This window comes from Granulicatella sp. zg-84, from assembly GCF_010892375.1.
In the GTDB taxonomy this organism is placed as follows: Bacteria; Bacillota; Bacilli; order Lactobacillales; family Aerococcaceae; genus WM01.
The window spans coordinates 15,965-41,830 of record NZ_WNJX01000012.1 but is presented as its reverse complement, the minus strand read 5'-3'; the positions used below and the strand labels follow the sequence as shown (position 1 = coordinate 41,830).

The following is a 25,866-nucleotide window of genomic DNA, read 5'->3' as shown; positions in this document are numbered from 1 at the left end:
GAGGAGATGACAAAAAATGGAATTAAAATTTATCGCAATTGCAATTGTAATGGGGTTAGCAGCATTTGGTTCTGCTTTAGCGAATGCCCGTGTTGTATCAAAAGCTATTGAAAGTATGACACGTCAACCAGAATTAAAGGGTTCAATTATGAGTACAATGTTTATTGGTATTGGTATGATTGAAGCCATTCCTTTATTAGGTGTTATTGTTGGATTCTTGATGTTATTTGTGTACTAATATCAAACCAAATAAGTAGTAGGAAGGAAAGAAAATATGAATTCTATCATTTTATCTAGTGAACAAACCAGTGTTTCTTCTGTTTTAGGGAATTCATTAGTCATTCTTGTTTCATTCCTTATCTTATTGTTTATTTTAAGTAAATTTTCTGTAGGTCCTATTTTGAAAATGATGGAAAAACGTGAAAAAGAAGTAAATGATCAATTAGATAATGCACAAAGAAAAGAAGAAGAGGCTATCTCTCATGAAAAAGAGGCGAAAGCAGCTATTCATGAGGCGCAATTAAAATCACAACATTTAATTACGAAAGCAAAAGAGACTGGTGAAAAAATAAAAGATGATGCCTCTCGTGCCGCAAGACAAGAAACAATTCGTATTCGTCAAGAGGCACAAGAAGCACTTGAACATGAAAGAGAAGCAACAATGGCGTCTTTAACAGAGCAAGTTGCAGGTATGAGTGTTGAGTTAACAGAAAAATTATTGAAACGTGAAATTACGCAACAAGATCATCAAGCACTTATTGATGAGTTTATTGAAGGGTTGGAAAAATAGATGAGAGATGTTTACAATGAACGTGTCACAACACTTTATGAATTGGCAAAATCTCGACATCATTTAGAAGAGGTTTACAATGATTTTCAAGTGTTTAAAGACGGTGTAGGTGGAGAAATGCCATTTACGCAAATGATGACACGTGAGAATATAACAAATTCAAGTAAGGCAGCATTGTTACAGGATATTTGTCAGTATTTCCAAGAAGAGACACGTCAATTCATTCAATATTTTATTGACGAAGCACAATATGGTTACATTTATAGAGCCATTAAATATTTTGAACAAATTTATGCAAAATACCATGTGGATATTACAACAGCTATTCCATTAACGCAAGAACAGATTGATAGTATCGTATCAGCGATTTCAAAAAAAATGAAAATGTCGGTAGATACGTGTACAACGATTGTTGATGAGGACGTCATTGGTGGTGTAAAAGTAAAATCGGCAGATTTTGTATTGGATGCGACGTTACTAGCAAAATTAAAAGCGTTTAAAGAAACTTTTTAAGTGATTGAGGTGAGAAACAGAATGACAAATCGTGCCATTGAAATTAGTGCGGCAATTAAAGAGCGAGTAAGAGCGTTTAAAACAGATAATAAAATTAGCGAGATTGGTGAAGTCAGTTTTGTCGGAGACGGAATTGCTAGAGCAACAGGTTTAACAAATGTCATGTCAAATGAGATGGTTATTTTTGAAAATGGCACTGTTGGTGTAGCACAAAACCTTGAAAAAAATGATGTTGGTATCATTATTTTGGGAGAGTATACACATATTCACGAGGGAGATACGGTCAAACGTACTGGAGAAATTTTAGATGTTCCAGTTGGTGAGGCGATGATAGGTCGTGTTGTGAATGCTCTTGGAGATCCAATTGACGGTAAAGGTCCTATTCATACGAGTAAACGTAGACCCGTGGAAGTTGAAGCGCCGGGAATTATGGATCGTCAGTCCGTTAATGAATCATTGCCAACTGGATTAAAAGTTGTAGATGCTTTAGTGCCAATTGGTAAAGGGCAACGTGAGTTAATTATCGGAGATAGACAAACAGGAAAAACAGCCGTTGCGATTGATGCGATTTTAAACCAAAAAGGCAAAGATACATTATGTATTTATGTTGCGATTGGTCAAAAAGAATCAACAGTAAAAGCATTAGTTGATGTACTAGAAAAAAATGGAGCAATGAGTTATACGACAGTTGTATCAGCAAGTGCATCTCAACCTGCTCCGATGTTATATATTGCACCTTATGCAGGAACAGCTATCGGTGAAGAATTTATGTATAGCGGAAAAGATGTGTTAATTGTTTATGATGATTTATCAAAACAAGCGGCAGCATATCGTGAAATATCATTATTATTACGTCGTCCACCAGGTCGTGAAGCATATCCAGGGGATGTTTTCTACTTGCATTCAAGATTATTAGAGCGTTCAGCTCGCTTGTCAGATGCATTAGGTGGAGGCTCTTTGACAGCTTTGCCAATTATTGAAACTCAAGCAGGTGATATTTCCGCGTATATTCCAACGAATGTTATTTCGATTACAGACGGACAAATTTTCTTACAACGTGACTTATTTGCTTCGGGTGTTAGACCAGCGTTAGCTGCGGGATTATCTGTATCTCGTGTTGGTGGAGCAGCACAAATAAAAGCGATGAAGAAAGTAGCAGGGACATTACGTATTGACTTGGCAAGTTATCGTGAATTAGAAGCGTTTACGCAGTTTGGTTCTGATTTAGATGCAGCTACACAGCGTAAATTGAATAGAGGGAAACGTACCGTAGAAGTATTGAAGCAATCGCAACATGCACCACTTAGTGTAGAAAAACAAGTCGTGATTTTATATGCACTAACACATGGTTATTTAGATGCGATTTCTATTAGTGATATTCGTGATTTTGAAGAAGGTTTATATGACTATTTAAATGTAGAAGCACCGGAATTGTTGGCGTACATTAAAGATACTGGTAATTTGCCAGATGAAGAAGCATTATCTAATGCAATTAAGTCTTATAAAGAAGCGTTTGTTCCAGCTGCAATGCATTGATGAAGAAAGAGGTGAACAAGTGTGGGAGCTTCTTTGATTGATATAAAAAAACGTATTGATTCAACAAAAATGACACGACAAATTACAAGTGCCATGCAAATGGTGTCGGCGGCGAAGTTGAATCGTGCTGAACAGTATGTGAAAAATTTTAAAACATACTCTGAAAAAATTCGAGAAATGGTAACCCATTTAGCAAGCACATTTAGAACAGATATTCATGATTTAGAATATGCAGATGATGTGGATTATGTAAATAGTTTTATTGATTTTCATGATATGTTAATTGATCGTCCAATTCGTAAAACAGGCTATATTGTTATTTCGTCTGATCAAGGTTTAGCGGGTAACTATAATAGTTCTTTATTCCACTCAACATTGCAAATGTTGCAAGAGGAGCATCAATCTAATGATGAGTTTGTTTTAATGGCAATAGGGTCAAGCGCAACGGCATTTTTTGCTAAAGAAGGTATTCCTGTACATTACCAATTAGATAGTTTGAGTGATCATCCGTCATTAAGAGATGTACAAGGTTTAATTGCTAAGTCTTTAAATATGTTTAAAGCAGGAGAATTTGATGCTTTATATGTTTGTTATAATCATCACGTAAATGCGATGATGTCAAGATATCAAGTTGAACAGATGTTGCCATTGATAGATTTAGATGAAGTTGTACCAGAAGAAGAAAAAGTCACGACTCAATATGTTTTTGAGCCCTCTCGTGCAACTGTATTGGCAAATTTATTGCCACAATATGCAGAAAGTTTAATTTATGGTGCTATTATAGATGCGAAAGCATCAGAGCATGCTTCTCGTATGATTGCGATGAGAAGTGCGACGGATAATGCAACCAAATTGATTGATGAATTGAAAAAACAATACAATCAACAACGTCAAACAGCAATTACGCAAGAGATTACGGAAATTGTTGGTGGAGCTGCTGCATTAGAAAATTAAAAGATAAAAGAGGAGGTACTGAAATTGAAAATAGGACAAATAAGTCAAGTTGTTGGACCAGTTGTTGACGTAACGTTCCCATTGTCTGACGGAGTACCGGATATCCACAATGCTTTAATCGTAAAAAAAGAATTACCGAATGGTGACTTAAAAGAGATTGTTTTAGAAACAGCAGTAGAGCTAGGTGGCGGTGTTATTCGAACAATTGCGATGGAATCAACCGATGGTTTAACACGTGGCATGCAAGTAGAAGATACAGGAGAAACCTTAAAAGTACCTGTTGGAAAAGAAACACTCGGTCGTGTCTTTAATGTCTTAGGTAAAACAGTAGATGGACAACCTGATTTTCCAGAAGATTTTAAACGTCACCCAATTCACCGTAAAGCACCTGTTTATGAAGAGTTAAATAGTAAATATGAAATTTTACAAACAGGAATTAAAGTCATTGATTTACTCGCGCCGTATTTAAAAGGTGGGAAAATTGGTTTGTTCGGTGGAGCCGGTGTAGGAAAAACGGTTTTAATTCAAGAGTTAATCCATAATATTGCAGAAAAATCAAATGGTATTTCTGTGTTTACTGGAGTTGGAGAAAGAACACGTGAAGGAAATGATTTGTATTTTGAAATGAAAGAATCTGGTGTTAGTGAAAAAACAGCCATGGTTTTTGGACAAATGAATGAACCGCCGGGTGCGCGTATGCGTGTTGCTTTAACAGGTTTGACACTTGCTGAATATTTCCGTGATGAAGAAAAACAAGACGTTCTTTTGTTTATTGATAATATTTTCCGTTTTACACAAGCTGGTTCAGAAGTGTCTGCGTTGTTAGGAAGAATGCCTTCTGCTGTTGGGTATCAACCAACATTGGCAACAGAGATGGGGCAGTTACAAGAACGTATCACGTCAACAAGAAATGGTTCGATTACATCTATTCAAGCTATTTATGTACCAGCAGATGACTATACAGACCCAGCACCTGCGACGACATTTGCTCATTTAGATGCAACAACAAACTTGGAAAGAAAATTAACAGAATTAGGTATTTATCCAGCGGTAGATCCATTGGCATCAACATCAAGTGCGTTGACACCTGAAATTGTTGGGCAAGAGCATTATGAGGTTGCGATGGAAGTACAACGCATTTTACAACGTTATCGTGAATTGCAAGATATTATTGCTATTTTAGGGTTAGATGAATTATCTGAAACAGAAAAAGTGATTGTAAATCGTGCAAGACGTATTCAGTTTTTCTTATCTCAAAACTTCCATGTTGCTGAAACATTTACAGGTCAACCGGGGTCATTTGTTCCCGTTGCAGAAACAGTAAAAGGGTTTAAAGGTATCATTGATGGTAAATATGATGATATTCCTGAAGATAGTTTCCGTAATGTCGGCTGTATTGAAGATGTTATTCGTAAAGCTGTCTTAAGTGGATATAATGGTCCGGCTAGACATGAATTAACAGCGGAAGAATTAGAAAAATTAGAAAATAGTCGAATGGTATAATGGGTGATGATAATGAGTGAAGAAAAACTAATTAGAGTCAATATTGTGACGCCTGATGGAGTTGTATTCACACACAGGGCACAGTATGTATCTGTGAAAACACCTATCGGAGGGTTGACTATTTTACCAAACCATATTCCGATTGTGACAACATTATCCATTGGTCCAGTAACAATTAAAAGAAGACAAGATAAAGGTTTTGAAAATTATGTTGCTGTAAATGGAGGCATGCTTCAATTTTCAAATAATGTATGCAATATTGTTGCCGATACAGCGGAAAGAGCACGTGATATTGATAGAGAGCGTGCTGAACGTGCAAAAGAACGTGCCGAACGTGCTTTACATGAGGCAGAAGAATTGCATGACATGGCTAAACTTAACCGTGCTAAAATTGCGTTGAACAAAGCAATTAACCGTATCGGTGTAAGTAGCCGTTATGGAAAATAGTAATGTTTATAAAAAACATACGTAAGGATTTTAGGAAATAATCCAAAGTTAAAAAGTGCAGGCAACATGATAAAATGTTATCTGCACTTTTTGATTCTGTAATAAATCGTGGGGGTAGAGAGAAATAGTGAGTATATAGGTGGTGAATAGCATTAACCATTCACTACCTTTTTCACATTCTTTTTCTGTCACCGAGAATGGTGTTGTATGATTAAAATACGTAATCTAAAATAAGAAAAACGTCTATAGCCATAGGTAATCCGTTTGATTGTTAATAGCTTCTGTGATGCCGTTTGAATAAGGTGTGATAAAAACTTGATAAATACCATTCTGATAGATTTTAAAAATATCAAATTTCTTTCTAAGCCACTCTGGTAATGACAGGTCAACATGATGAATAACCTCCATAAATAACTCAAAATCTCGCTGTCTATAAGCATATCTCAACTCTTGTACAAACTCATATGCTTGTTTTAAAACAGGACTATAGTCTAATAATCTATCAAGGATTTGTGCGTGTGTCAGATATGTTTTAAAGGATTGGTGATAATGATAGTCTGTATCATTTACATCAAAGGCATCTTTTAATAATAATTTCCAGTATTTCTTTAAGTGTTTATAAGCCTTTTCTTCTTTTTTAAAGGTGTTCATTTCTTTTATACGTAGTGTATTTAAATTCCGATGTATATGTTGTATGATATGAAATCTATCTGTGACAATAACGGCATTAGGAAAAACCTTCTGAATAAGTTTGCCATAATTGGCATTCATATCCATAACAAAATAGCGAACGCTATGTCTTGCTTTTTTAGAAAATTGTTTAAAATAAGTGATTAAATGGTCTAATTGGCGACTAGGTAACACATCAATAATACGGTGTGTCAATCCGTCTACAAAGATAAAGCTCATCTTCCCTAAATGAGATGTCACAGACTTAAATGCGTCGATACAAAGTACTTTTGGTAGATATAGAAATAGTGTATAATGTATTTTGATTACAGTTAGGCTGTTACCAAATAAGGATATAGAAAATGAGATGTTTTTTCAATATGTGAAAGAATATCGATTCATCAAAGGAGTGACATACAATTAGAAATATAGCCAATCATTACATGGTTAAATACATTTTCTTTGGCGCATTGACGACAGGTGTTAATTTTCTGTCTTTATGGGTATTTAAAACTTATACGGTCTTACCATTGATTTTGTCTAACTTTTTATCCATTGTTTTATCTATTTTATTTGCTTATTTTGTGAATGCAAAGTATGTTTTTTATTCGAAAGCACAAACAACAAAACAAATATGTCAGGAATTAGGAAAATTCTTTTCTGCAAGAGTGATTACAATTATTGTTGAATTAGTGGGAGTATGGTTATTAGCTGAGGTATTGTTATACTCATTGATGTATTCTAAATTGTTTGTCAATATTATTGTGTTAATTTTAAACTTTATATTTTCTAAGGTTATTTTTAAATAACATCACATGAAGGAGACGGAATATGACTATTTTGATTACGGATTCGGAAAGTCAAATAGGAAAGGAATTACAGAATTATTTTCGTGAGAGAAAAATTGAGTTTCTAGCAACGGATAAAATAAATTTTGATGCAACAAATGAAATTTTAGTAAATCAGTTTATTGAAGATTTAAAACCAGAAATTATTTATCATTGTACTGAATATACGTGTGACGATATATTAATAAATCATCTACAATATAGTGAATCATACCATATTGATACAACAAGATATATTGCAAGTGCTGCTAGTCGTATAGGTGCAAAAATGGTATATTTGAGTTCATCTTTTGTTTTTGATGGGCAAAAAGAGATACCGTATTTGGTAGATGATATGCCTAATCCACAGTGTAAAAGTGGTATGCTTGCTTATGAAGGTGAGTTAGCTGTAAGAGAATTAGTAGAGTGTGCTTATATTATCAGAACATCCACAGTATTTGGAGAGTATGATCCTCTTTTTCAAGATTTATCTTTTGAGTCAACTGAGCCAAGAGAAGTATTTATAGACTTGCCAAATACTGTACAACAATATACATGGAGTAAATCAGTGGTTGAATTTATGGTGTTTCTTGTTGAAAATGGTGCTGATTATGGTGTGTATCATTTTGCTAATAGAGAACTTTGTAAAAAAGACGAGTTGGTACAAACGTATTTAAGTATGAGAAATATGTCAGTAGAAATTGTAAATAGTGAGAACGCTCATGACGACGAATTTCCTATTTTAGATATTTCTAAGTCAGAAAATCTGTCGTTTTATATTCCAACTTGGAAAGAGTCAGTTATGAATATGTGGAAAGAGATAAGTGATTAAATTGAAAGTATTATGCTATTTTGGTTAAGGGTGATAAATGATGAAAATAATGATTACAGGTGCACATGGCCAACTAGGAAAAGAACTAATCAAATTTTATAGATTGGTTCCAGATGTTGAACTACTATATACGGATATAGACGAGCTAGACATCACAGTTAGGAAAGATGTGCAAAGTTATATTAAAAAGAATCGGCCGAATATGGTCATCAATGCAGCAGCTTATACAGCTGTTGATAGATGTGAAGATGATAAAGAAAAAGCTTTTGCTATAAATGTTGAAGGTACAAAATATTTGGCACAAGCAACACAAGAAATAGGAGCGGTCTTTGTTCATATTTCAACAGATTATGTTTTTGACGGATTAAAGCAAGAACCTTATGTTGAAGAAGATATGACTAACCCTAAAAATTTTTATGGTATTACAAAAGCAGAAAGTGAACAAGTTGTGTTACAAACTGTTGATAGACATTATGTGATTAGAACATCATGGTTATTTGGAGAAGGACATAACTTTGTTAATACAATGCTGAATTTATCAAAAACACAAAAAAGTATACAAGTTGTAAATGATCAAAAAGGTAGTCCAACAAGTGCGGCTGAACTAGTTCGTGCGATTGATTTCATTGTAAAAACAAATACATATGGTATTTATCACGCCTGCTGTGATGAGGCATGTACTTGGGCAGAATTTGCTGATTACGTCTTTGATTATTTAGGACTAAACATAAAAGTCGAAAAAGTGTTATCTACTGAATATAAAACAAAAGCAGAAAGACCATTGAATACAACAATGAGTACGGAAAAATTGAAAAAAATGGGATTTAGTATGATAAGCTGGAAACAAGCAGTAGAAAAATATTTAGATAAGAAAAGAGAGTTTGATAGTAATATGGATAAAAAGAAAGTACTTGTAACAGGGGCGAATGGATATTTAGGTAGACATGTAGTAAAAGCTCTTTTAGATAAAGGGCATGACGTTTATGCATCTGATTTAAGATTTGACGATATTGATGATCGTGCTAAAAAATGTGATGTTCAATTATTCTCAAGAAATGAGCATATTTATGATGAATTAGATAGACCTGATATTGTCATTCATTTAGCTTGGAGAAATGGATTTATTCATAATGCAGATACGCATATCGCAGATTTATATGATCACTACATTTTCTTAAAACATTTAATTGATGGTGGATTACCTAGATTAAGTGTTATGGGTACGATGCATGAAGTAGGTTACTTTGAAGGTGCTATCAAAGAAGATACACCAACAAATCCAATTTCTCTATACGGTATTGCTAAAAATAGTTTAAGACAAATGTTGAATGTCGCTAAAAAAGATACAGTTGATGTGACATGGTTGCGTGCCTACTATATTTTAGGAGACGATTTAAAAAACAACTCCGTATTCTCTAAATTGACTCAAAAAGCAATGGAAGGTGCTAAAGAGTTTCCTTTCACAAGTGGTAAAAACAAATATGATTTTATCAGTGTGACAGAGTTAGCCAATCAAATCGCAGAGGCTTCTTTACAAAATGAAGTATTAGGTGTTATTAACTGTTGTACAGGGAATCCGGTATCCCTTGCAGATAAAGTAGAAGAATACATTGCAGAAAATAATTTAGATATAAAATTACAGTATGGGGCATTCCCAGATAGAGAATATGATTCATCAGGTGTATGGGGGGATCCTACAAAAATTAACCGAATTATGTCAAAAGTAAAGAAGGTGTAACATGAAGAAAGGGCGGATTGAATCATTCTTAAGAAATAATATGATGAATATCATCGTTGTTCTATTCTTTCTTTTGTTAACTTATGGCATAAAAATATTTAATATCGTGATTTCTCATGATACAGAGGCAATTATTTCTGTGCGAGATTCTCAGTATGAAGCATGGATTTCAATGGGAAGATATGGATTAGTGTTTATGAAATGGCTAATAGGAACGTATGACTTTAATCCGTATATTGCCTCATTTATGATGATAACAAGTTTATTTGTGGCAAGTCTTCTGTGGATATATGTGATTGGCTATATTCAAGATGATTTAGACATGAAAAAACAATATAGATGGGTGTTTCCAGTTATTTGTTTAACATCGCCTGTTTTTGCCGAGCAATCAGCTTTCTTATTACAGTCATATGAGGTATCTCTTTCATTAAGCATCAGTGCGATAACTGTTCTGTGTATCTATAAAGGCATTATGAAGAAAAATATAGCGTATCTGATTGCATCTGTTGTATCTATTGCCTTTTTACAATCTGTTTATCAAGCGTTATTGCTTATTACCTTTACTGGATCCGTGTGTGGATTTGTTGTTTTTTATGACAGATTCACACGTTCAGAAAAGTACGATACCAAAGGGTACTTGATGATTGTCGGAAAAATCCTACTAGTATTTGTGGGGGGCGTTCTATTATGTGCAATAACAGAAAAAATCGTATTGAGTGTATTAGGCATTCACAAAACAGCGTATATTACAGAGCAATATTTATGGTCTCATGCAAATAAATTAACTGTGATTAAAAGCATCTTATCGCATATAGGTGTTGTTTTATTTGGAGGACGAATTTTTTATTCATATACATTGTTCATTTCTATGTTAATTACATGCTTATTTGTGGCATTAAAATACAAAAATCATCAAAAAGGTTATTTTGTTTATATACTCTCTATTTTTGGTGTGTTTGTTTGTCCTTTTTTATTAACGTTCATATTAGGGCAAAGTCTTTCAGCACGTTCAGAGTTGACAATTCCCTTTGTGTGTGGATTTTTAGTTTATTATAATATAGATCAATTACAAAATATTAAAAAGTATGATGTTTTAAAAACAGCAGTTGTGGTTTTGACAGGGCTTGTTGCAATCAATCAAGCCAATACATCGGCTAGAATTTACTATACAGAATATGTAAAATATCAAGAAGATGTTATGTTGGCAACGAAGTTGTCAAATCGTCTTGAAGAAAAATTCGGAAAAGATGCGTATACAAAACCCGTTGTTTTTGTGGGATATAGATCAGCATCGCTAAACGAATCAACGTATCCAGAGAGTGCGTTAGAATTAACGGGTCGATCATTTTTCTCCGTATCATTTTCAACATTGCATGGTACATTTGTGATGGAGAATTATTTAAGAACGATTGGTATCAATTTTAAAAGTCCTTCTCAAAAGCAAATTGACATAGCAGAAAAAATCTCTCAAAACATGACATCTTGGCCGAGTGATGAAAGTATCATCGAATATAATGGCATCATTATTATAAAATTATAGAAAATAGGTGATTACTTTGAAAAAAAGACTATTTTATCTTGATTTTATAAGAGCAGTAGCAGTCATAAGTATTGTGCTAACACATTATAATGCTGTGTTTTTTTATCGAGCAGTACAACTCCCTGAAAAAACAGTTTTTACATATATGGTTGGAGGTATTCCCATCGGTAGTTGGGGTGTGTCATTGTTTTTAATCATATCAGGCGCAGCATTGATGTATACATACAATGATTCTATTTGTTTAAAAACATTTTATAAAAAGCGACTGCTTACGCTTTTTCCTATGTTTTATTTAGTGTATAGTGTGGTGTTTTTCGTCTTACCATTAGGGTATCGAGCTTTTTCTTCTGGTATTATTCCTAGAAAAAATATTTTATTTACTTTGATAGGTATGGACGGGTATTTAAGTGAAGTCGTTCCAACTTTTTATTTAGTGGGTGAGTGGTTTTTAGGGTTTATTATTTTACTCTATATTATTTTTCCACTTTTGAGAAAAGGTGTGACAGAGTATCCTAAATCTTTTGCAGTAATTTCTTTAATGGTATATATTTTTTTAGTTTTTAACTATCATATTCCATTTCATAAAGAAAAATTCTTATTACTGCGTTTGCCAGAGGTTCTGTTTGGAATGTATTTCGTTAAATACATGAAGAAAGTATCTGTCATAACGTTGATAGGCTCATTGTGTGTATTCCTTTCAGGAACACTGTTTTCAATACAGATAGATCAAATATTTAAAATAACATTGATAGGAATTAGTTCTTTCTTGATACTGGTGTATGTATCTGAAAAAGTTAAAAATAAATACACAGTGTCAGTCAGTGCTTTTCTATGTAAATATTCTTATGCAATCTTTTTAGTACATCATGTCATTATCGACAGTTTTATGAGTAGAATTAACTTAGATTTAATTGGTCTAAAGAAAAGTTACGCATTCTTTTTTGTTTGTCTTGTCCTAATAGGTATTGCCTCAATGAGTGTTTATAAATTAGATAGTATAATCAATAAGAAAATTTTTAATAAATAATTGATGAAATTCTTTGTAGAAGGGAATAAATATGATTTTAACAGAAAATATAAAAAGATTAGGTATATATTTTTTCTTTGATAAACATGGAGATGTCGATGACTATATTCCATATTTTTTAAAAGACTTGAATAAGAGTTTAGACAGAACTGTGATTGTTGTTAATGGTAAATTGACTGATAAAGGGTCACACATATTACATCAATATGGAGATGTTCTTGTTAGAGAAAATAAAGGATTTGATGTTTGGGCATATAAATCTGCATTAGAGTATGTTGGTTGGGAAACATTAAAAACATATGACGAAATTGTTCTTCTAAATAGTACCATCATGGGACCAATATATTCATTCAAAGAAACATTTGATAAAATGAATTGTATGGATCTTGATTTTTGGGGATTAACAAAATTCTTTAAATATGATGCAGATCCATTCGGTTGTATCAAATATGGTTATATACCAGATCATATCCAATCGCATTTTATTGCGATTAGGAAACCTATGATAAATAGTGAAGAATTTTATCAATATTGGTCTAAAATGCCAATGATAAATAGTTATAGCGAAGCTGTTGGAAAACATGAGGCTATTTTTACGAAGCATTTTAGCGATTTAGGTTTTAAATGGGATGTATCTGTTCAATGTGATGATTTAAGAGAGTTTACAGGTTATCCATTATTGATGTGTCCTAAACTTTTGATCAAACAATATAGATGTCCTATTTTTAAAAAGAGAAGTTTTTTCCATAACATTGATGATTATTTAGACAATACGACTGGAGAGCAAACGAGTGAGTTGTATGATTATTTAGACAATCATACACAGTATCCAGTAGATTATATATGGGATACAATTTTGAAATCTTATCCTCAAGCAGATATTGTAAAGAATATGAATTTAGTATACATTTTACAAAAGAATGGAAAAAAAGATATTTCTCATATTCTAGCAACAAGAAAAATCGCATTAGTCATGCATGTATATTTTATGGATTTACTTGATGATACGTTTGAAAAAGTGAGTGTAATGCCAAAAGAAGCACATATTTACTTAACAACTAACACACGTGAAAAACAAATTTTGATACAAGAAAAATTCAAACATTCAAAATTTGCTCATCTTGATGTACGATTGATTGAAAACAGAGGAAGAGATGTGAGCAGTTTGCTCGTTGGTGTCAAAGATGTCATCATGGATTATGATTATGTATGTTTTGCACATGATAAAAAAACAGCTCAAGTAACACCAACCATTAGAGGAGCTGGCTTTGCCTATAAATGTTTTGAGAATACATTAGGTTCTCAAAGATTTGTTTGTGAAGTGATTGAAACATTTGAATCAAATAGTAGATTAGGGTTGTTAACACCACCTGAACCTAACCACGCCATTTTCTTTCCAACATTGGGAGCAGAGTGGGGGCCTAATTACGATATTACAAAAGAGTTGGCTAAAGAACTACAGTTGACAGTACCAATTAGTTCTGACAAGCCACCAGTTGCACCATTTGGCACGATGTTTTGGTTTAGACCTAAAGCAATGAAACCATTATTTGACAAAGATTGGGAATACACAGATTTTCCAGAAGAGCCAAATAAAATAGATGGTACACTACTACATGCTGTTGAAAGAATTTATCCATTCATTGTTCAACAGTCTGGTTACTATCCTGCCATTGGTATGACGGATAAATTTGCTGCGATTGAATATGGTAACTTAAAACATTATTTAAGAGGTTATAATCTTGGTATTTTAGGCGCCGGTGTAGGTCCATACTATCCAAAAATGAGAGAAGAAATGTGTTATCGTATGGCTTCTAAAGGGGGCATTGTTGTATTCACTAAAGCGTTGATAAAAAAAGTGTTGAGAAAAGTCTTACCACCGAAAATGAAAATGCATCTTCGAGAATTTTATGGAAAAATGCATAATAGATGATGAAAAATAGGTAGTAGTATTATCAAAACTGTTTCACTTAAAGGTGCTAACAATTTAGATGTATGATTTCTTAGTGTTAAGAAAGGTTAATCGTTATGAAAAATAGTTTAATAACATTAAAAAAATATCTTCCGTTATTATGGGAATTGATAATGCGAGATGTGAAATTACGGTATAGAAAATCTGTTTTAGGAGTTTTTTGGACACTTCTAAATCCTTTAATGATGATGGCAGTGATGTCTGTTGTATTTGCGCAACTATTCAGATTTGATATTGAAAATTACCCGTTGTACGTTTTAAGTGGACAACTAGTCTTTAACTTCTTTTCTGAATCGACCTCTTTGGCTATGTCATCTATTATTTCTAATGCAGCGTTGATAAGAAAAATATATATTCCTAAATACTTGTTTACGGTATCTAAAATATTATCAAGTTTAATCAATATTTTATCATCTTTATGTGCATTGATTATTGTCATGATGATTACAAAAGCAGAGTTTCATTCTACTATATTTTTTGTATTCATTCCGATCGGCTTATTAACAGTATTTTCGTTAGGAGTAGGCTTGTTTTTATCAAGTTTTGTTGTGAAATTCAGAGATATTATCCACCTTTACAGCGTTTTATTAACAGTTTTATTATATTTAATGCCTGTTATTTATAATATGTCTATTTTACCATCATTTATATTACCTTTTGTTAAATACAATCCATTAACACAGATTTTAGTTTTTTTCAGAGATGTGACTTTATATGGAGTGTTTCCTGATCCAATGATGTTATTATACACAGTTGTTGTTTGTTTTGTAACGTTGGGTATTGGATTACGAGTATTCTATAAATTACAAGATACATTTATTTTGAATATTTAGTTTACATATTTGAAAAGAGGTGATTATATGTCAACGATGATAGAAGTTGATAATGTGGAAATCAAATTTAGTCTTTCTAGGGAAAGATTGGATAATTTAAAAGAGATGATTATAAAAAAAATAAAAGGACAAATTGCAACAGACGACTTTTGGGCATTAAAAGGCGTATCGTTAACCGTTAATAAAGGTGATGCTGTTGGACTGATTGGGTTAAATGGTAGTGGGAAAAGTACGTTATTAAAAGTGATTGCAGGTGTTTTAAAACCAACTAAAGGAACCAAAAAAATTTATGGGACGATTGCACCATTGATTGAATTAGGTGCAGGGTTTGATTTTGATTTAACAGCTAAAGAAAATATCTTTTTAAATGGAGCAATTTTAGGATACTCGAGAAAACAAATGATGTATTATTACGATGATATCGTTGATTTTTCGGAATTACATGATTTTATGGATGTTCCGATTAAAAATTTTTCATCAGGAATGCTAGCACGTTTAGCGTTTGCTATTGCAACTATTGGTACACCGGATATTCTTATTGTTGATGAAGTGCTTTCGGTAGGTGACTTTAGATTTCAACAAAAATGCGAACAAAGAATTCGTAAAATGATTGAAGCGAATACGACGATTTTATTTGTGTCGCATAGTATTGAACAAGTGGAAATGTTGTGTAATAGAGCGGTGTGGTTAGAACATGGCGTTGTGAAAATGGAAGGACCAACGCACGAAGTTGCCCAAGCATACAAAAATGCTTATTAAGATAAAGGTTAAGAAAAGAGCGTAAAAATATGAAAAAACATATTCAATACATCATAATGACCGTTATCATTATTTGTGGATTGTTTTGGTATTCTTCTCAAAGTGTCTTTAGAAGTTTATACAACACAGATCCTAATTTGAAAGCGGAAGTTTTAGGTAATTTAGATGAACAAATGACATTGAAACAATATTTTGTTCCAGAGGATTCAACCATTTCTGAAATTGAAGTTGCAATTAAAGAATTTTCTCATGATACATCTAGTAAAGTTAAGTGGTCACTTGTAGAAGTAGAGTCTAATAAAGTCATAAAATCAGGAGAGTTTGAATTAAACAAATCAACTCCAACAGGAGGAAAAGTTGTTTTATCTAAATTTTATTTAGATATGACAGATGTGACTTTAAAAAAAGGCAGTGCGTACTATATAGAGTATAAAGGCAATATAGGTGATTTATTTAAAGTGACAAAAGCACGCCAAAAAGAAACAACAATTATTGTGAATGGCGTAGAAATAGATCAAGCAACATTTACTAAAATAAAATACAATGGGTTTCATTTACAAACATTCATTATTTTATTGTTGCTGTCTGTTTATATCATTGTCTTTATGAGTGTGATGACGAGATTTTTTAGATAATGTTTATTTTATTGATTATCAAAAGAGGCTGTTCCAAAAGTTAAAAAGTGAAAGCACTATATGGTATCGTTTGGATTCTATAATAATTGGTGTTGCTGGCTTCCAATTGAAAAGATTAATAAGTGCATTAAAAATATTAAGCGTTTTGAGAGGTATCGTAACTTTTACAATTTAAGAGCTAGAATATGAATCGTTAATCATTTGTTTAAAAATAAGAAAACCGATAGCGAAGAAAAATCTTCGTTGTCGGTTCATAACATCGCTTAATTTTGGTCACCAACACCATTTTATATATGGCCTTTTGTTAGTACCGCGTTCATAAGAAGAGAATGGATGTGCGTCATAAATAGGACAAGTGATGGCTTCGTCTAATCTTAAAAATTCAGAACCGTTGTGTGCTGTTAGAGACTGGATGAAATAGTCTTGTTGAATAGACGTCAAAGTGGTATTCACACTTTGAGCCGTTTTATCAGGAATCAGACGAATGATTTCATATCGTGTTTTTCTCTCGTTAATCTCTTGAGGTCTTTGTTCAATAGAGAAGGCATTAGCCTTTCTTGGTGGTCGTTTTTCAGTTGATGTTATCGGTTTAGTTTTTCTAGGATAAATCAAATGTTTACGTGAAATATCTGTAATCCATCCTTTGTATACCCATGTGTAAATCGTTGTACAAGAGGGGCATATCAGGTAGTTGACTAATCATTTCAGGGGAATATTTATCCATGATTTTTTCTCTGATGAGGGCTTCTTTTTCTACCGTCCACGTATCTGTTCTACCTACGGCTAAACGTAAACGATGATAATCGTTTTGTGCCTTTTGAGCAGAGTATTCTTTAGTGCCACCATGAAAAGATAAATCGATAAGTCCACGTTTGATGTCGTTATTGATGGTTTGGTGATTTTTTCCCAATAATCGACTGATTTCTCTATTGCTTTTACCTTCTTTTTTCCATTTTTCGATGAAGTAACGTTCTTTTTCTGTTATATATTTGCCTTTTGTGTTATAGTATTCTTGCATCTCTTGGTATCCTTTTTTTGTGGTTATGAAAAGTATATCCTATGAGATGCTTTTTTTGTACTACTGGCTAATTTAATTATATAATTTATTTTAATATAGTAAGTTGTGAAAAAATCAACAGTAGAGTATAATGTTACTAACAACTTTTGGAAGGAGGCACATCCGGTGAGTTTTCAAATGGGCTTTGTGCTAATGTTTATAGCAACCATGATTATGTCGTATATTGGCACACATATATGGTGCAAGTGGGCGACTAAAAAAGGCTTTTTAGATGTGCCGAATGAGAGAAAGGTGCACAATCGACCAATTATTACAATGGGTGGTGTTGTTATCTTTATTGTGTATTGGTTAGCTGTTTTTTTGTTAACGGTTATGTTTAGATTAGTTGTTAGAGAACAAGTGCCATTATTTTTTGCATCTTTAGTCATTTTTGTGACAGGTATTATTGATGATAGATATGATATTTCTCCTTTGCAGAAATCACTTGGCATTATTATTGCAGCTACTATTGTGTATTGGACGACCAATTTTAGAATATATGGATTATTTGAACAGATTTTTGGAGACAATTTAACGGCAGATATTGTCGGATACATTGCCACTGTTGTGTGGATTTACTATATTACAAATGCCTTGAACTTGATTGATGGATTAGATGGCTTATCAACGGGTGTGTCTATTATTGCATTGAGTACTTTAGGGTTTATTAGTTATTTATTTTCTCCAGTAAGTGTTTTTATTTTGACAATGATGGTTCTCTTGCTTGTGGCAACATTATTAGGTTTTTTACCACATAATTTTCATCCTGCTCGGATTTTCATTGGAGATACAGGCGTCTTATTTATTGGGTTTATGCTTTCTGTTTTTTGTTTAATGGGGATACAAAGACCAGGGATTGTCGCGATTATTACGCCGATTGTGATTTTAGGTGTTCCATTAACAGATGCGACAATGGCTATTTTAAGACGTTTTTTAAAAGGACAATCTGTCACAAAAGCAGATAGAAAACATATGCATCATTGTTTTATGATGAAAGGGAAACCTCATGCACGTGCAGTGATGTCTATGTATGGTATTGGTTTTATTTTTGCTGTTATAGCATTAATGTTAACATTAGCTGATGTTGAAGTTGACGTGTATGTGATTTTAGCTTTAACGATTGTCGGCGAGTTTTTACTCATTGATTACTTGAATTTATTAGATTTAAAAAATCCGATTTTGTTTAAAGAAACATCATATCGTGATAAAGATAAAAAATGAGAGTGAATAGCCTATTCTATTCGCTCTTTTTCAAAATAAATAAGAATAAGGAGAAAGAAATGATTAGGTGGGCAACATTAGATGATATAGAAGAGATGAGTAAAGTACATGCTACGACTTGGAAAAGTGCTTATAAAGGGATTCTCTCTCAAAAATTTTTACAGACACTCTCTGATACCTATTGGGTGAACGGATTTAGAAAAGGGATGGAAGGTCAAAAACGATTTTTTGCTGTTGCTGTAGAAAATCATGAGATTGTTGGTGTGATTGCCTTTGGAAAAAATCGTTGGGATTTTGTAGAAACGGTAGCAGAAATTTATTCACTATATATTTTACCGTCCCATCAAAATAAACAGTATGGCAAAAAACTGATAGATTTTGCAATAGAGGTACTTACTGAAAAAGGATATACTAAAGTGATGCTGAATGTTGTCGATAAAAACACGCCTGCTAGATTATTTTATGAAAAAATGTCATTTGTAAATACGCAGCAGATTATGACCTCTGAAATCGCTGGTGCAAGATTTAATTGTCTTGTGTATGAGCGATTTATGTAATATTATGATATAATGTATAGGCATGAAGTGAAGAGTAGAGTATATAAATGATGAAGGAGAAAGAAATGTCAGATATAAAAATTATGTCATTGGGTGGCGTACGTGAAAATGGTAAAAATATGTATGTCGTTGAAGTTAACGATACGATATTTGTATTGGATTGTGGGCTAGTTTACCCAGAAGATGAAATGTTAGGGATTGATGTTGTCATTCCTGACTTTACCTATTTAGAAGAAAATGTGGATAGAATTGCCGGTGTTTTCTTAACACATGGACATGCAGATGCGGTTGGTGCACTTCCGTATCTTTTACAAAATATTGAAGTACCTGTATTTGGGACAGAATTAACGATTGAAATTGCAAAATTAGCTGCTAAAGAACAAAACTTATTAAGTCGAACAGATGATTTCCACGTAGTAGATGAAGAAACAGAAATTGAATTTGACCATGTAGTCATCTCGTTCTTTAAAACGACGCACTCTGTTCCAGATTCTGTAGGTATTGTATTAAAAACAGACGAAGGTTCGATTGTATACACGGGAGATTTCCGTTTTGATCAAAGTGCAACGCCGATGTATCAAACAGATTTTAGACGTTTAGTTGCAATTGGGCAAGAAGGTGTACTTGCTTTATTGAGTGATTCAAGTAATGCAACAGCGCATATTGAAAGTGGTAGCGAATTAGAAGTTGCTTCAGATGTGTTAGATACATTTTTGAATGCCAGTGGACGTATTGTGGTGTCTTGTATGGCAAGCAATATTTTACGTGTTCAACAAGTATTAGATGCTGCACATAAGTCTGGAAGAAAAGTATTTTTAACAGGACGTTCATTAGTCGAAATAATGGATGTCGCTTTGCGATTAAAAAAATTGGTATTGCCAGATAAATCTATTTTATGCAAATTAAACGATTTGAAAAAATATGAAGATAACCAAGTTGTGATTTTAGAAACAGGACAAAAAGGAGAGCCGATTCACGCATTGCTACGTATGGCAAAACAACGTCATCCACAAGTGAATTTAAAAGAGGGAGATTTAGTATATATTACTACTACCCCGTCAGTTGCTATGGAAACTGTTGTTGCTCGTACGAAAGATTTTATTTATAAAGTTGGTGCAAGTGTAAAATCTGTTTCTGATAATGTACGTGTATCAGGTCATGCTTCTCCAAATGATTTACAACTTTTAGTTAATTTATTAAAACCTAAATATGTCGTGCCAGTAACAGGTGAATATCAAATGATGATGAAAAATGCAGAACTATCTCAAAAAGTAGGTATTCCAGCAGAGTCAACATTCTTATTACAAAAAGGCGATGTATTACATTATCAAGATAAAACGATGCGTATTGCTGGGGAAATTCCAGTAGGCAATGTCCTAATTGATGGTATTGGTGTAGGTGATATTGGTAATGTAGTGTTGAGAGATCGTAAAATTTTATCTGAAGACGGTGTATTAGTGGCTGTTTTAACGATTTCTCGTCGTTTAGGTATTATTTTATCTGAGCCTCAAATTATTTCTCGTGGATTTGTTTACTTTAAAAATAGTATGGATATTATGAAAGAAAGTAAAGAATTAGTTAGACAAGTAGTTGAAAATCATCTGGCACAAGATGAGTTTGAGTGGAGTCGTTTGCGTAATGAAGTACGTGATGAATTAAGTAAATTCTTGTTTGATAAAACAAAACGTCGCCCAATCGTTTTACCAATTATTATGGAAGCGTCTGGGTACAGATTACCAGAAGAAAGAGGTTAGTCTATGAATCAAGTGGCAGTCAAAAATATCAAAGAAATAAGCATTGCTCTTATGATGACTTTGCTTTTAACCGTCATTATTTGTTATGTTAGACCGGAACTACTACTTCCGGTAGCAATGCTACCATTTATTACAACGGTATATCGTTATGGTTTTTCTGCTTTATATGGTGTGAGTATTTTATATGGTGTTATCGCGGGTATTTTAACGAGCATCATTTTAAAACAAGATATGACAATCAATATATTTATGTTTGTTGCTGCGTCATTGATATTATGTGCTTGTGGATTTTTCACAAAAAATATTCATCGAACGGTCAATAATCGTCGTATGAAATCAGTGTGGTTAAATATTGTCACAGCAACTGTTTGTAGTAGCCTTGCGTTTGTAGGATTGTACTATGTGTCTATGTCAATGAACTATGCGCTTATTAGCATTCAAAGTATTATCTATTTAGAAGTATATATGCTTTTGTCTGTTTTATTTTCAGCGTATCAATATCCAATTCTGATTTTAACAAAGCGTAGTCCGTTTTTATCGAGTAAAGAACGTTCAAAATTGTTAAATGATTAAAAAGAGTGACGTTAGGTCAATGCTATTGCCTAACGTCTTTTTTGGAGGAAATATGTCACACAAAAGAAAAGGGCAAGTATGGATAGGAATTGCCATTACCATTATGGCATTTTTGTTTTACATGTCATCTAAGCCATATCATGAACAAAGTTTAGTGTCGCCTTTAGAAAAATTACTTTCTCATTTTCCATTTATAGATACATTCAGTCATATTTCTTTTTTATATGGTGGAAAAGAGATAAGTATTCAAGCGAATGGCTATATTGCTTTTATTGAATTTTTCATTCGGAAATTTGCTCATTTTATGAGTTTTTTTATATTAGGATATGCCTGGTTTAAAGGATTGAAAGTGTATATAAAAGATAGAAAAATTGTCTTTTTTCTTGCATTGATTTTATGTATATTCTATGCGGGTTTTGATGAATTTCATCAAAGTTTAACACCAAATCGTACACCACTTTTAGAAGATGTTATTTTAGATTCAAGTGGAGCGTTTCTAGCTATTCTATGGTCTATGATTTTCTCAAAAATTACACGAAAACATCGGTAAACGATAAAGATTTATGCTATAATAAATCGTTGTATATAGAAAAGGAGTATAAATATGGCGCAATTATTTTTTAGATATGGTGCAATGAATTCAGGAAAAACAATTGAAATTTTAAAAGTTGCCCATAATTATGAAGAACAAAATAAAGCTGTTGTTATTATGACGAGTGCAATAGATAATCGAGATGAGATCGGATATGTTTCTAGTCGTATCGGCTTGCGTCGAGAAGCTATAGCCATTTATGACGAAACGAATATTTTTGATTATATTGCAATGTTAGAGATTGTGCCATACTGTGTGTTGATTGATGAAGCACAATTTTTGAAAAAAGAACATGTCTTACAACTAGCTAAAATTGTTGATAAATTGAATATTCCTGTTATGGCATTTGGTCTAAAAAATGACTTTAGAAATGAATTATTTGAAGGATCACAATATTTATTATTACAAGCAGATAAAATTGAAGAAATGAAAACTATTTGTTGGTTTTGTCATAAAAAAGCAATTATGAATATGCGTGTTGTGGACGGAAAAGCCATTTATACAGGAGAACAAATACAAATAGGTGGGAATGAATCTTATTATCCAGTTTGTCGTAAACATTATCATCACCCACCAATAAACGAAAATAAGGAGTAAAATATGTTTGATCAATTAGAAAGTTTAATTATACGATATGAAGAGTTATCTGAATTGATGAGTGATCCAGATGTTATTGCTGATACAAAACGTTTTATGGCATTGACAAAGGAAGAAGCTGGACTTCGTGAAAAAGTAGCAACGTATAAACGTTACAAAGACGTCGTACAAAGTATTTCAGATACAGAAGAAATGCTTGGTGAAAATTTAGATGCAGACATGGCTGAATTAGCGAAAGAAGAATTGTCTAATTTGAAAAAAGAAAAAGAAAAATTAGAAGAAGATATTAAAATTATGATGTTACCAAGTGATCCAAATGATCAAAAAAATATCATTATGGAAATACGTGGTGCTGCTGGTGGAGATGAAGCAGCATTATTTGCTGGAAGTTTATTCAATATGTATCAAAAATATGCTGTAGCACAAGGATGGCGCGTAGAAGTAATGGACGCTAATATTACAGGAATTGGTGGCTATAAAGAAATTACATTGATGATTACAGGAGATAAAGTTTATTCCAAGTTAAAATATGAAAGTGGTGCACATCGTGTACAACGTGTTCCTGAAACAGAATCTCAAGGCCGTGTTCATACGTCTACAGCGACAGTTGTTGTCATGCCAGAAGCAGAAGAAGTCGAAGTGGATATTGCTGAAAAAGATATTCGTGTGGATATTTATCATGCGAGTGGAGCTGGTGGACAGCACGTGAATAAAACAGCATCTGCTGTTCGTTTGACACATTTACCAACAGGTATTGTTGTTGCTATGCAAGATGAGCGTTCTCAGTTGAAAAACCGTGAAAAAGCAATGAAAGTATTGCGTGCTCGTGTATATGATCAGTTACAACAAGAAGCACAATCAGAATACGACGCTAATCGTAAATCAGCGGTCGGAACAGGAGATCGTTCAGAACGTATTCGTACATACAATTTCCCACAAAATCGTGTAACAGACCATCGTATCGGATTAACGATTCAAAAACTAGATCAAATTCTATCTGGAAAATTAGATGAAGTTGTTGATGCATTAGTGTTGTATGATCAAACGAAAAAATTAGAAGAGTTAAATAATGGAAACTAATTATGCTACGTTCATAAAAAAGGCACAATTAGAGTATAGTCATAGACCTGATTTAGTTGAACGATTACTATGTGACCGATTAGATTGGACAAAATCAGATTTGATATACCACTTACAAGATAATGTGCCAAAAACAATACAAGAGCAGTTTTTCAAGGATTTTGAAAAATTAAAACAAGGTGTTCCTTTACAATATATTGTTGGCAAAGAATGGTTTTATGGACGAGAGTTTATGGTGACAAAAGATACACTTATTCCACGTCCGGAAACGGAATTACTTGTTGAGCAAGTATTAAATCGCATACCGATAGACGCACAGATAAAGGTATTGGATATTGGAACGGGGACGGGTATTATCGGTCTTACTATAAAATTAGAAAGACCGAATAGTCTAGTTGATATGGTTGATATTTCTAAAGAGGCATTATGTGTGGCAACACATAATGCCAAACAGTTACATGCCGATGTACATTGTTTTGAAAGTGATGTATGTTCTTCGGTTACGGAGCAATATGATGTGATTGTAAGTAATCCCCCTTATATTAGCCATGATGAAGTATGTGATATGGATGATAGTGTTTTACAATATGAGCCACACCTTGCATTATTTGCACAAAATAATGGCTATGCCATTTATGAAGTTTTGGCAAAACAATTACCTGCTGTGTTAGCAAAGAATGGTTGTGTATTATTAGAAATCGGGTATCAACAAGCAGAAAAACTAAAGAAACTATTTCAACAATCTTTTCCAGATAAATACATTAGTGTATTAAAAGATTATATGGGGTTGGATAGAATGTTAATCATTGAGGAGAGAAGAATATGAGAACAGAATTGATTACATTGGATCAAATAGATGAAGCTGTCCGTTTGTTGCAAAATGGGCATATTGTAGCTTTTCCAACGGAAACGGTGTATGGTTTGGGAGCGATTGCCAATAATGAAATAGCTGTGAAACGTATTTATGAAGTAAAGGGACGTCCTAGTGATAATCCTTTAATTGTTCATGTTGCAACAAAAGATGTATCGCCTTATATTGTCAATCCTCCAGAATATTTACCTCGATTAGTTGAAACATTCTGGCCAGGACCTTTAACAATCATTTGTCACATTAAAGAAAATGTATTTGCACCTGCTATCTCATCTGGTCGAAAAACGGTGGCGTTGCGTATGCCGAATCATTCTACGACTTTAGAATTGATTGATAAAGTAGGTTTTCCTTTGGTAGGACCAAGTGCCAATACGTCAGGGAAGCCAAGTCCGACACGTGCAGCTCATGTTTTGGATGACTTTTTTGGAAAAATTGAAGGGGTTTTATATGGTGAAAATGCATCAATAGGAATTGAATCAACAGTAGTAGATTTAACAAATCCTAAAGGCATTGTTATTTTAAGACCGGGGGCTATTACAAAAGAAGAGTTAATGAAATATGAATTTCCTGTTTTTGATATGGAAGAAAAAATATTAAAAGCAGAGGATATTCCTATGGCTCCGGGAATGAAATATAAACATTATGCACCAAGACAACCTATTTATTTGGTAGATTCTCAAAGTCCAGAATTATGGGATTTAGCTATTCGCCATTTTCAATCTGAAAATAATCGTATTGGTATACTTGCTGATGAAAATTTAGTGGAGTGTTATCAAGAACAAGTCGTTCAAACATATAGTTTAGGTGGCATTGAAGATGTTGAAAGTGCATCAAAACATCTGTATGACGGGTTACGCTATTTTGATAAATCAAATGTAGATGTCATACTCGCACAAGTGTATGAAAAAAAAGGTATGGGTATTGCTTTGATGAATCGTTTGGAAAAAGCGGCAGGAAATACTTATTTTATTGATGCAAAAGGAAAATAA

Annotated in this window: 28 protein-coding genes; 25 read left to right on the top strand and 3 right to left on the bottom strand. The window is 33.1% G+C overall.

What is annotated here, in order from left to right; all coding sequences use genetic code 11:
• Positions 1-16: 16 nt before the first annotated feature.
• Genes atpE through GMA06_RS04065 form a run of 7 tightly spaced genes read left to right on the top strand, consistent with a single transcriptional unit; the run spans position 17 to position 5,743 of the window.
• Positions 17-238 carry a F0F1 ATP synthase subunit C gene (atpE, locus tag GMA06_RS04095; RefSeq protein ID WP_163546431.1) on the top strand — a complete coding sequence of 74 codons (222 nt, stop codon included), beginning with the start codon at positions 17-19 and terminating at the stop codon, positions 236-238.
• Between the two features lie 36 nt (positions 239-274).
• A complete protein-coding gene (gene atpF / locus GMA06_RS04090; RefSeq protein WP_163546432.1) occupies positions 275-790 on the top strand; it encodes a F0F1 ATP synthase subunit B in 516 nt (171 codons plus the stop codon).
• Entirely contained in the window at positions 791-1,303 is a 513-nt protein-coding gene (gene atpH, locus GMA06_RS04085; protein ID WP_163546433.1) for an ATP synthase F1 subunit delta, read from the top strand. It abuts the gene before it with no gap.
• A gap of 21 nt (positions 1,304-1,324) precedes the next feature.
• Positions 1,325-2,839, top strand: coding sequence for a F0F1 ATP synthase subunit alpha (atpA, locus tag GMA06_RS04080; protein ID WP_163546434.1), 1,515 nt, complete (start codon positions 1,325-1,327; stop codon positions 2,837-2,839).
• Between the two features lie 21 nt (positions 2,840-2,860).
• Positions 2,861-3,793, top strand: a complete 933-nt coding sequence (locus GMA06_RS04075; RefSeq protein WP_163546435.1) for a F0F1 ATP synthase subunit gamma — start codon at positions 2,861-2,863, stop codon at positions 3,791-3,793.
• A 24-nt stretch (positions 3,794-3,817) separates the two neighbouring features.
• Positions 3,818-5,296 carry a F0F1 ATP synthase subunit beta gene (gene atpD, locus GMA06_RS04070; RefSeq protein ID WP_163561787.1) on the top strand — a complete coding sequence of 493 codons (1,479 nt, stop codon included), beginning with the start codon at positions 3,818-3,820 and terminating at the stop codon, positions 5,294-5,296.
• Positions 5,297-5,308: 12 nt separating this feature from the next.
• Positions 5,309-5,743 carry a F0F1 ATP synthase subunit epsilon gene (locus GMA06_RS04065; protein WP_163546437.1) on the top strand — a complete coding sequence of 145 codons (435 nt, stop codon included), beginning with the start codon at positions 5,309-5,311 and terminating at the stop codon, positions 5,741-5,743.
• 243 nt (positions 5,744-5,986) lie between these two features.
• On the opposite strand, the gene GMA06_RS04060 is transcribed toward GMA06_RS04065, so the two are convergent.
• Positions 5,987-6,733 (bottom strand): ISL3 family transposase, encoded by a 747-nt coding sequence (locus tag GMA06_RS04060; protein WP_345940871.1) that lies wholly within the window; start codon positions 6,731-6,733, stop codon positions 5,987-5,989.
• Positions 6,734-6,855: 122 nt separating this feature from the next.
• On the opposite strand from GMA06_RS04060, the gene GMA06_RS04055 reads away from it, so the two are divergent.
• The 9 genes from GMA06_RS04055 (at position 6,856) to GMA06_RS04015 (ending at position 16,575) form a co-directional block, all read left to right on the top strand.
• Positions 6,856-7,221 carry a GtrA family protein gene (locus GMA06_RS04055; RefSeq protein WP_163545414.1) on the top strand — a complete coding sequence of 122 codons (366 nt, stop codon included), beginning with the start codon at positions 6,856-6,858 and terminating at the stop codon, positions 7,219-7,221.
• Positions 7,222-7,243: 22 nt separating this feature from the next.
• Complete coding sequence (locus GMA06_RS04050; protein WP_163561785.1) at positions 7,244-8,071, top strand: sugar nucleotide-binding protein; 828 nt, start codon at positions 7,244-7,246, stop codon at positions 8,069-8,071.
• Positions 8,072-8,111: 40 nt separating this feature from the next.
• The gene (gene rfbD, locus GMA06_RS04045; RefSeq protein ID WP_163561784.1) at positions 8,112-9,809 is read left to right on the top strand and encodes a dTDP-4-dehydrorhamnose reductase; all 1,698 of its coding nucleotides are present in this window, start codon (positions 8,112-8,114) and stop codon (positions 9,807-9,809) included.
• Between the two features lies 1 nt (position 9,810).
• Positions 9,811-11,349, top strand: a complete 1,539-nt coding sequence (locus GMA06_RS04040) for a glucosyltransferase domain-containing protein (RefSeq protein WP_163561783.1) — start codon at positions 9,811-9,813, stop codon at positions 11,347-11,349.
• A gap of 16 nt (positions 11,350-11,365) precedes the next feature.
• On the top strand, positions 11,366-12,376 hold the full coding sequence (locus GMA06_RS04035) for an acyltransferase (protein WP_163561782.1): 1,011 nt from the start codon (positions 11,366-11,368) through the stop codon (positions 12,374-12,376).
• Between the two features lie 31 nt (positions 12,377-12,407).
• Positions 12,408-14,309 carry a rhamnan synthesis F family protein gene (locus GMA06_RS04030; protein ID WP_163561781.1) on the top strand — a complete coding sequence of 634 codons (1,902 nt, stop codon included), beginning with the start codon at positions 12,408-12,410 and terminating at the stop codon, positions 14,307-14,309.
• A gap of 95 nt (positions 14,310-14,404) precedes the next feature.
• Entirely contained in the window at positions 14,405-15,181 is a 777-nt protein-coding gene (locus tag GMA06_RS04025; protein WP_163545420.1) for an ABC transporter permease, read from the top strand.
• 27 nt (positions 15,182-15,208) lie between these two features.
• A complete protein-coding gene (locus GMA06_RS04020) occupies positions 15,209-15,940 on the top strand; it encodes an ABC transporter ATP-binding protein (protein ID WP_163545421.1) in 732 nt (243 codons plus the stop codon).
• Between the two features lie 29 nt (positions 15,941-15,969).
• Entirely contained in the window at positions 15,970-16,575 is a 606-nt protein-coding gene (locus tag GMA06_RS04015) for a hypothetical protein (protein ID WP_163545422.1), read from the top strand.
• A 273-nt stretch (positions 16,576-16,848) separates the two neighbouring features.
• On the opposite strand, the gene GMA06_RS08400 is transcribed toward GMA06_RS04015, so the two are convergent.
• Both GMA06_RS08400 and GMA06_RS04010 read right to left on the bottom strand, forming a co-directional pair.
• Positions 16,849-17,187: a hypothetical protein gene (locus GMA06_RS08400; RefSeq protein ID WP_205426214.1), complete on the bottom strand. Its 339-nt coding sequence runs from the start codon at positions 17,185-17,187 to the stop codon at positions 16,849-16,851.
• 4 nt (positions 17,188-17,191) lie between these two features.
• Complete coding sequence (locus tag GMA06_RS04010) at positions 17,192-17,593, bottom strand: helix-turn-helix domain-containing protein (RefSeq protein WP_163561780.1); 402 nt, start codon at positions 17,591-17,593, stop codon at positions 17,192-17,194.
• A gap of 165 nt (positions 17,594-17,758) precedes the next feature.
• Between GMA06_RS04010 and GMA06_RS04005 the strand changes: the two genes are divergently transcribed.
• The 9 genes from GMA06_RS04005 to GMA06_RS03965 all read left to right on the top strand — a co-directional run bounded on the left by GMA06_RS04005 (position 17,759) and on the right by GMA06_RS03965 (position 25,866).
• A complete protein-coding gene (locus tag GMA06_RS04005) occupies positions 17,759-18,853 on the top strand; it encodes an MraY family glycosyltransferase (protein WP_163561779.1) in 1,095 nt (364 codons plus the stop codon).
• Between the two features lie 59 nt (positions 18,854-18,912).
• Positions 18,913-19,410 (top strand): GNAT family N-acetyltransferase, encoded by a 498-nt coding sequence (locus GMA06_RS04000; RefSeq protein ID WP_163561778.1) that lies wholly within the window; start codon positions 18,913-18,915, stop codon positions 19,408-19,410.
• Between the two features lie 65 nt (positions 19,411-19,475).
• The gene (locus GMA06_RS03995) at positions 19,476-21,164 is read left to right on the top strand and encodes a ribonuclease J (protein ID WP_163561777.1); all 1,689 of its coding nucleotides are present in this window, start codon (positions 19,476-19,478) and stop codon (positions 21,162-21,164) included.
• A 3-nt stretch (positions 21,165-21,167) separates the two neighbouring features.
• The gene (locus tag GMA06_RS03990) at positions 21,168-21,737 is read left to right on the top strand and encodes a hypothetical protein (protein ID WP_163561776.1); all 570 of its coding nucleotides are present in this window, start codon (positions 21,168-21,170) and stop codon (positions 21,735-21,737) included.
• Positions 21,738-21,789: 52 nt separating this feature from the next.
• Positions 21,790-22,287 (top strand): VanZ family protein, encoded by a 498-nt coding sequence (locus GMA06_RS03985; RefSeq protein ID WP_163561775.1) that lies wholly within the window; start codon positions 21,790-21,792, stop codon positions 22,285-22,287.
• A 54-nt stretch (positions 22,288-22,341) separates the two neighbouring features.
• A complete protein-coding gene (locus GMA06_RS03980) occupies positions 22,342-22,926 on the top strand; it encodes a thymidine kinase (protein WP_163561774.1) in 585 nt (194 codons plus the stop codon).
• 3 nt (positions 22,927-22,929) lie between these two features.
• A complete protein-coding gene (gene prfA / locus GMA06_RS03975) occupies positions 22,930-24,006 on the top strand; it encodes a peptide chain release factor 1 (protein WP_163561773.1) in 1,077 nt (358 codons plus the stop codon).
• A complete protein-coding gene (gene prmC, locus GMA06_RS03970; protein WP_163561772.1) occupies positions 23,996-24,832 on the top strand; it encodes a peptide chain release factor N(5)-glutamine methyltransferase in 837 nt (278 codons plus the stop codon). Before prfA ends, prmC begins: the two co-directional genes overlap by 11 nt.
• Complete coding sequence (locus GMA06_RS03965) at positions 24,829-25,866, top strand: L-threonylcarbamoyladenylate synthase (RefSeq protein WP_163545432.1); 1,038 nt, start codon at positions 24,829-24,831, stop codon at positions 25,864-25,866. Before prmC ends, GMA06_RS03965 begins: the two co-directional genes overlap by 4 nt.

Excerpts from the sequence above, each read along its gene's own strand:
- atpH (WP_163546433.1), top strand. The coding sequence starts at position 791 with ATGAGAGATGTTTACAATGAACGTGTCACAACACTTTATGAATTGGCA.
- atpA (WP_163546434.1), top strand. The coding sequence starts at position 1,325 with ATGACAAATCGTGCCATTGAAATTAGTGCGGCAATTAAAGAGCGAGTA.
- GMA06_RS04040 (WP_163561783.1), top strand. The coding sequence starts at position 9,811 with ATGAAGAAAGGGCGGATTGAATCATTCTTAAGAAATAATATGATGAAT.
- atpE (WP_163546431.1), top strand. The coding sequence starts at position 17 with ATGGAATTAAAATTTATCGCAATTGCAATTGTAATGGGGTTAGCAGCA.
- GMA06_RS04065 (WP_163546437.1), top strand. The coding sequence starts at position 5,309 with ATGAGTGAAGAAAAACTAATTAGAGTCAATATTGTGACGCCTGATGGA.
- prmC (WP_163561772.1), top strand. The coding sequence starts at position 23,996 with ATGGAAACTAATTATGCTACGTTCATAAAAAAGGCACAATTAGAGTAT.
- GMA06_RS03990 (WP_163561776.1), top strand. The coding sequence starts at position 21,168 with ATGAATCAAGTGGCAGTCAAAAATATCAAAGAAATAAGCATTGCTCTT.
- GMA06_RS04010 (WP_163561780.1), bottom strand. The coding sequence starts at position 17,593 with ATGCAAGAATACTATAACACAAAAGGCAAATATATAACAGAAAAAGAA.
- GMA06_RS04025 (WP_163545420.1), top strand. The coding sequence starts at position 14,405 with ATGAAAAATAGTTTAATAACATTAAAAAAATATCTTCCGTTATTATGG.
- GMA06_RS03980 (WP_163561774.1), top strand. The coding sequence starts at position 22,342 with ATGGCGCAATTATTTTTTAGATATGGTGCAATGAATTCAGGAAAAACA.
- GMA06_RS04000 (WP_163561778.1), top strand. The coding sequence starts at position 18,913 with ATGATTAGGTGGGCAACATTAGATGATATAGAAGAGATGAGTAAAGTA.
- rfbD (WP_163561784.1), top strand. The coding sequence starts at position 8,112 with ATGAAAATAATGATTACAGGTGCACATGGCCAACTAGGAAAAGAACTA.
- GMA06_RS04050 (WP_163561785.1), top strand. The coding sequence starts at position 7,244 with ATGACTATTTTGATTACGGATTCGGAAAGTCAAATAGGAAAGGAATTA.
- GMA06_RS03995 (WP_163561777.1), top strand. The coding sequence starts at position 19,476 with ATGTCAGATATAAAAATTATGTCATTGGGTGGCGTACGTGAAAATGGT.
- GMA06_RS04015 (WP_163545422.1), top strand. The coding sequence starts at position 15,970 with ATGAAAAAACATATTCAATACATCATAATGACCGTTATCATTATTTGT.
- GMA06_RS04055 (WP_163545414.1), top strand. The coding sequence starts at position 6,856 with ATGGTTAAATACATTTTCTTTGGCGCATTGACGACAGGTGTTAATTTT.
- GMA06_RS04020 (WP_163545421.1), top strand. The coding sequence starts at position 15,209 with ATGTCAACGATGATAGAAGTTGATAATGTGGAAATCAAATTTAGTCTT.
- atpF (WP_163546432.1), top strand. The coding sequence starts at position 275 with ATGAATTCTATCATTTTATCTAGTGAACAAACCAGTGTTTCTTCTGTT.
- GMA06_RS04030 (WP_163561781.1), top strand. The coding sequence starts at position 12,408 with ATGATTTTAACAGAAAATATAAAAAGATTAGGTATATATTTTTTCTTT.
- GMA06_RS03965 (WP_163545432.1), top strand. The coding sequence starts at position 24,829 with ATGAGAACAGAATTGATTACATTGGATCAAATAGATGAAGCTGTCCGT.
- GMA06_RS03985 (WP_163561775.1), top strand. The coding sequence starts at position 21,790 with ATGTCACACAAAAGAAAAGGGCAAGTATGGATAGGAATTGCCATTACC.
- prfA (WP_163561773.1), top strand. The coding sequence starts at position 22,930 with ATGTTTGATCAATTAGAAAGTTTAATTATACGATATGAAGAGTTATCT.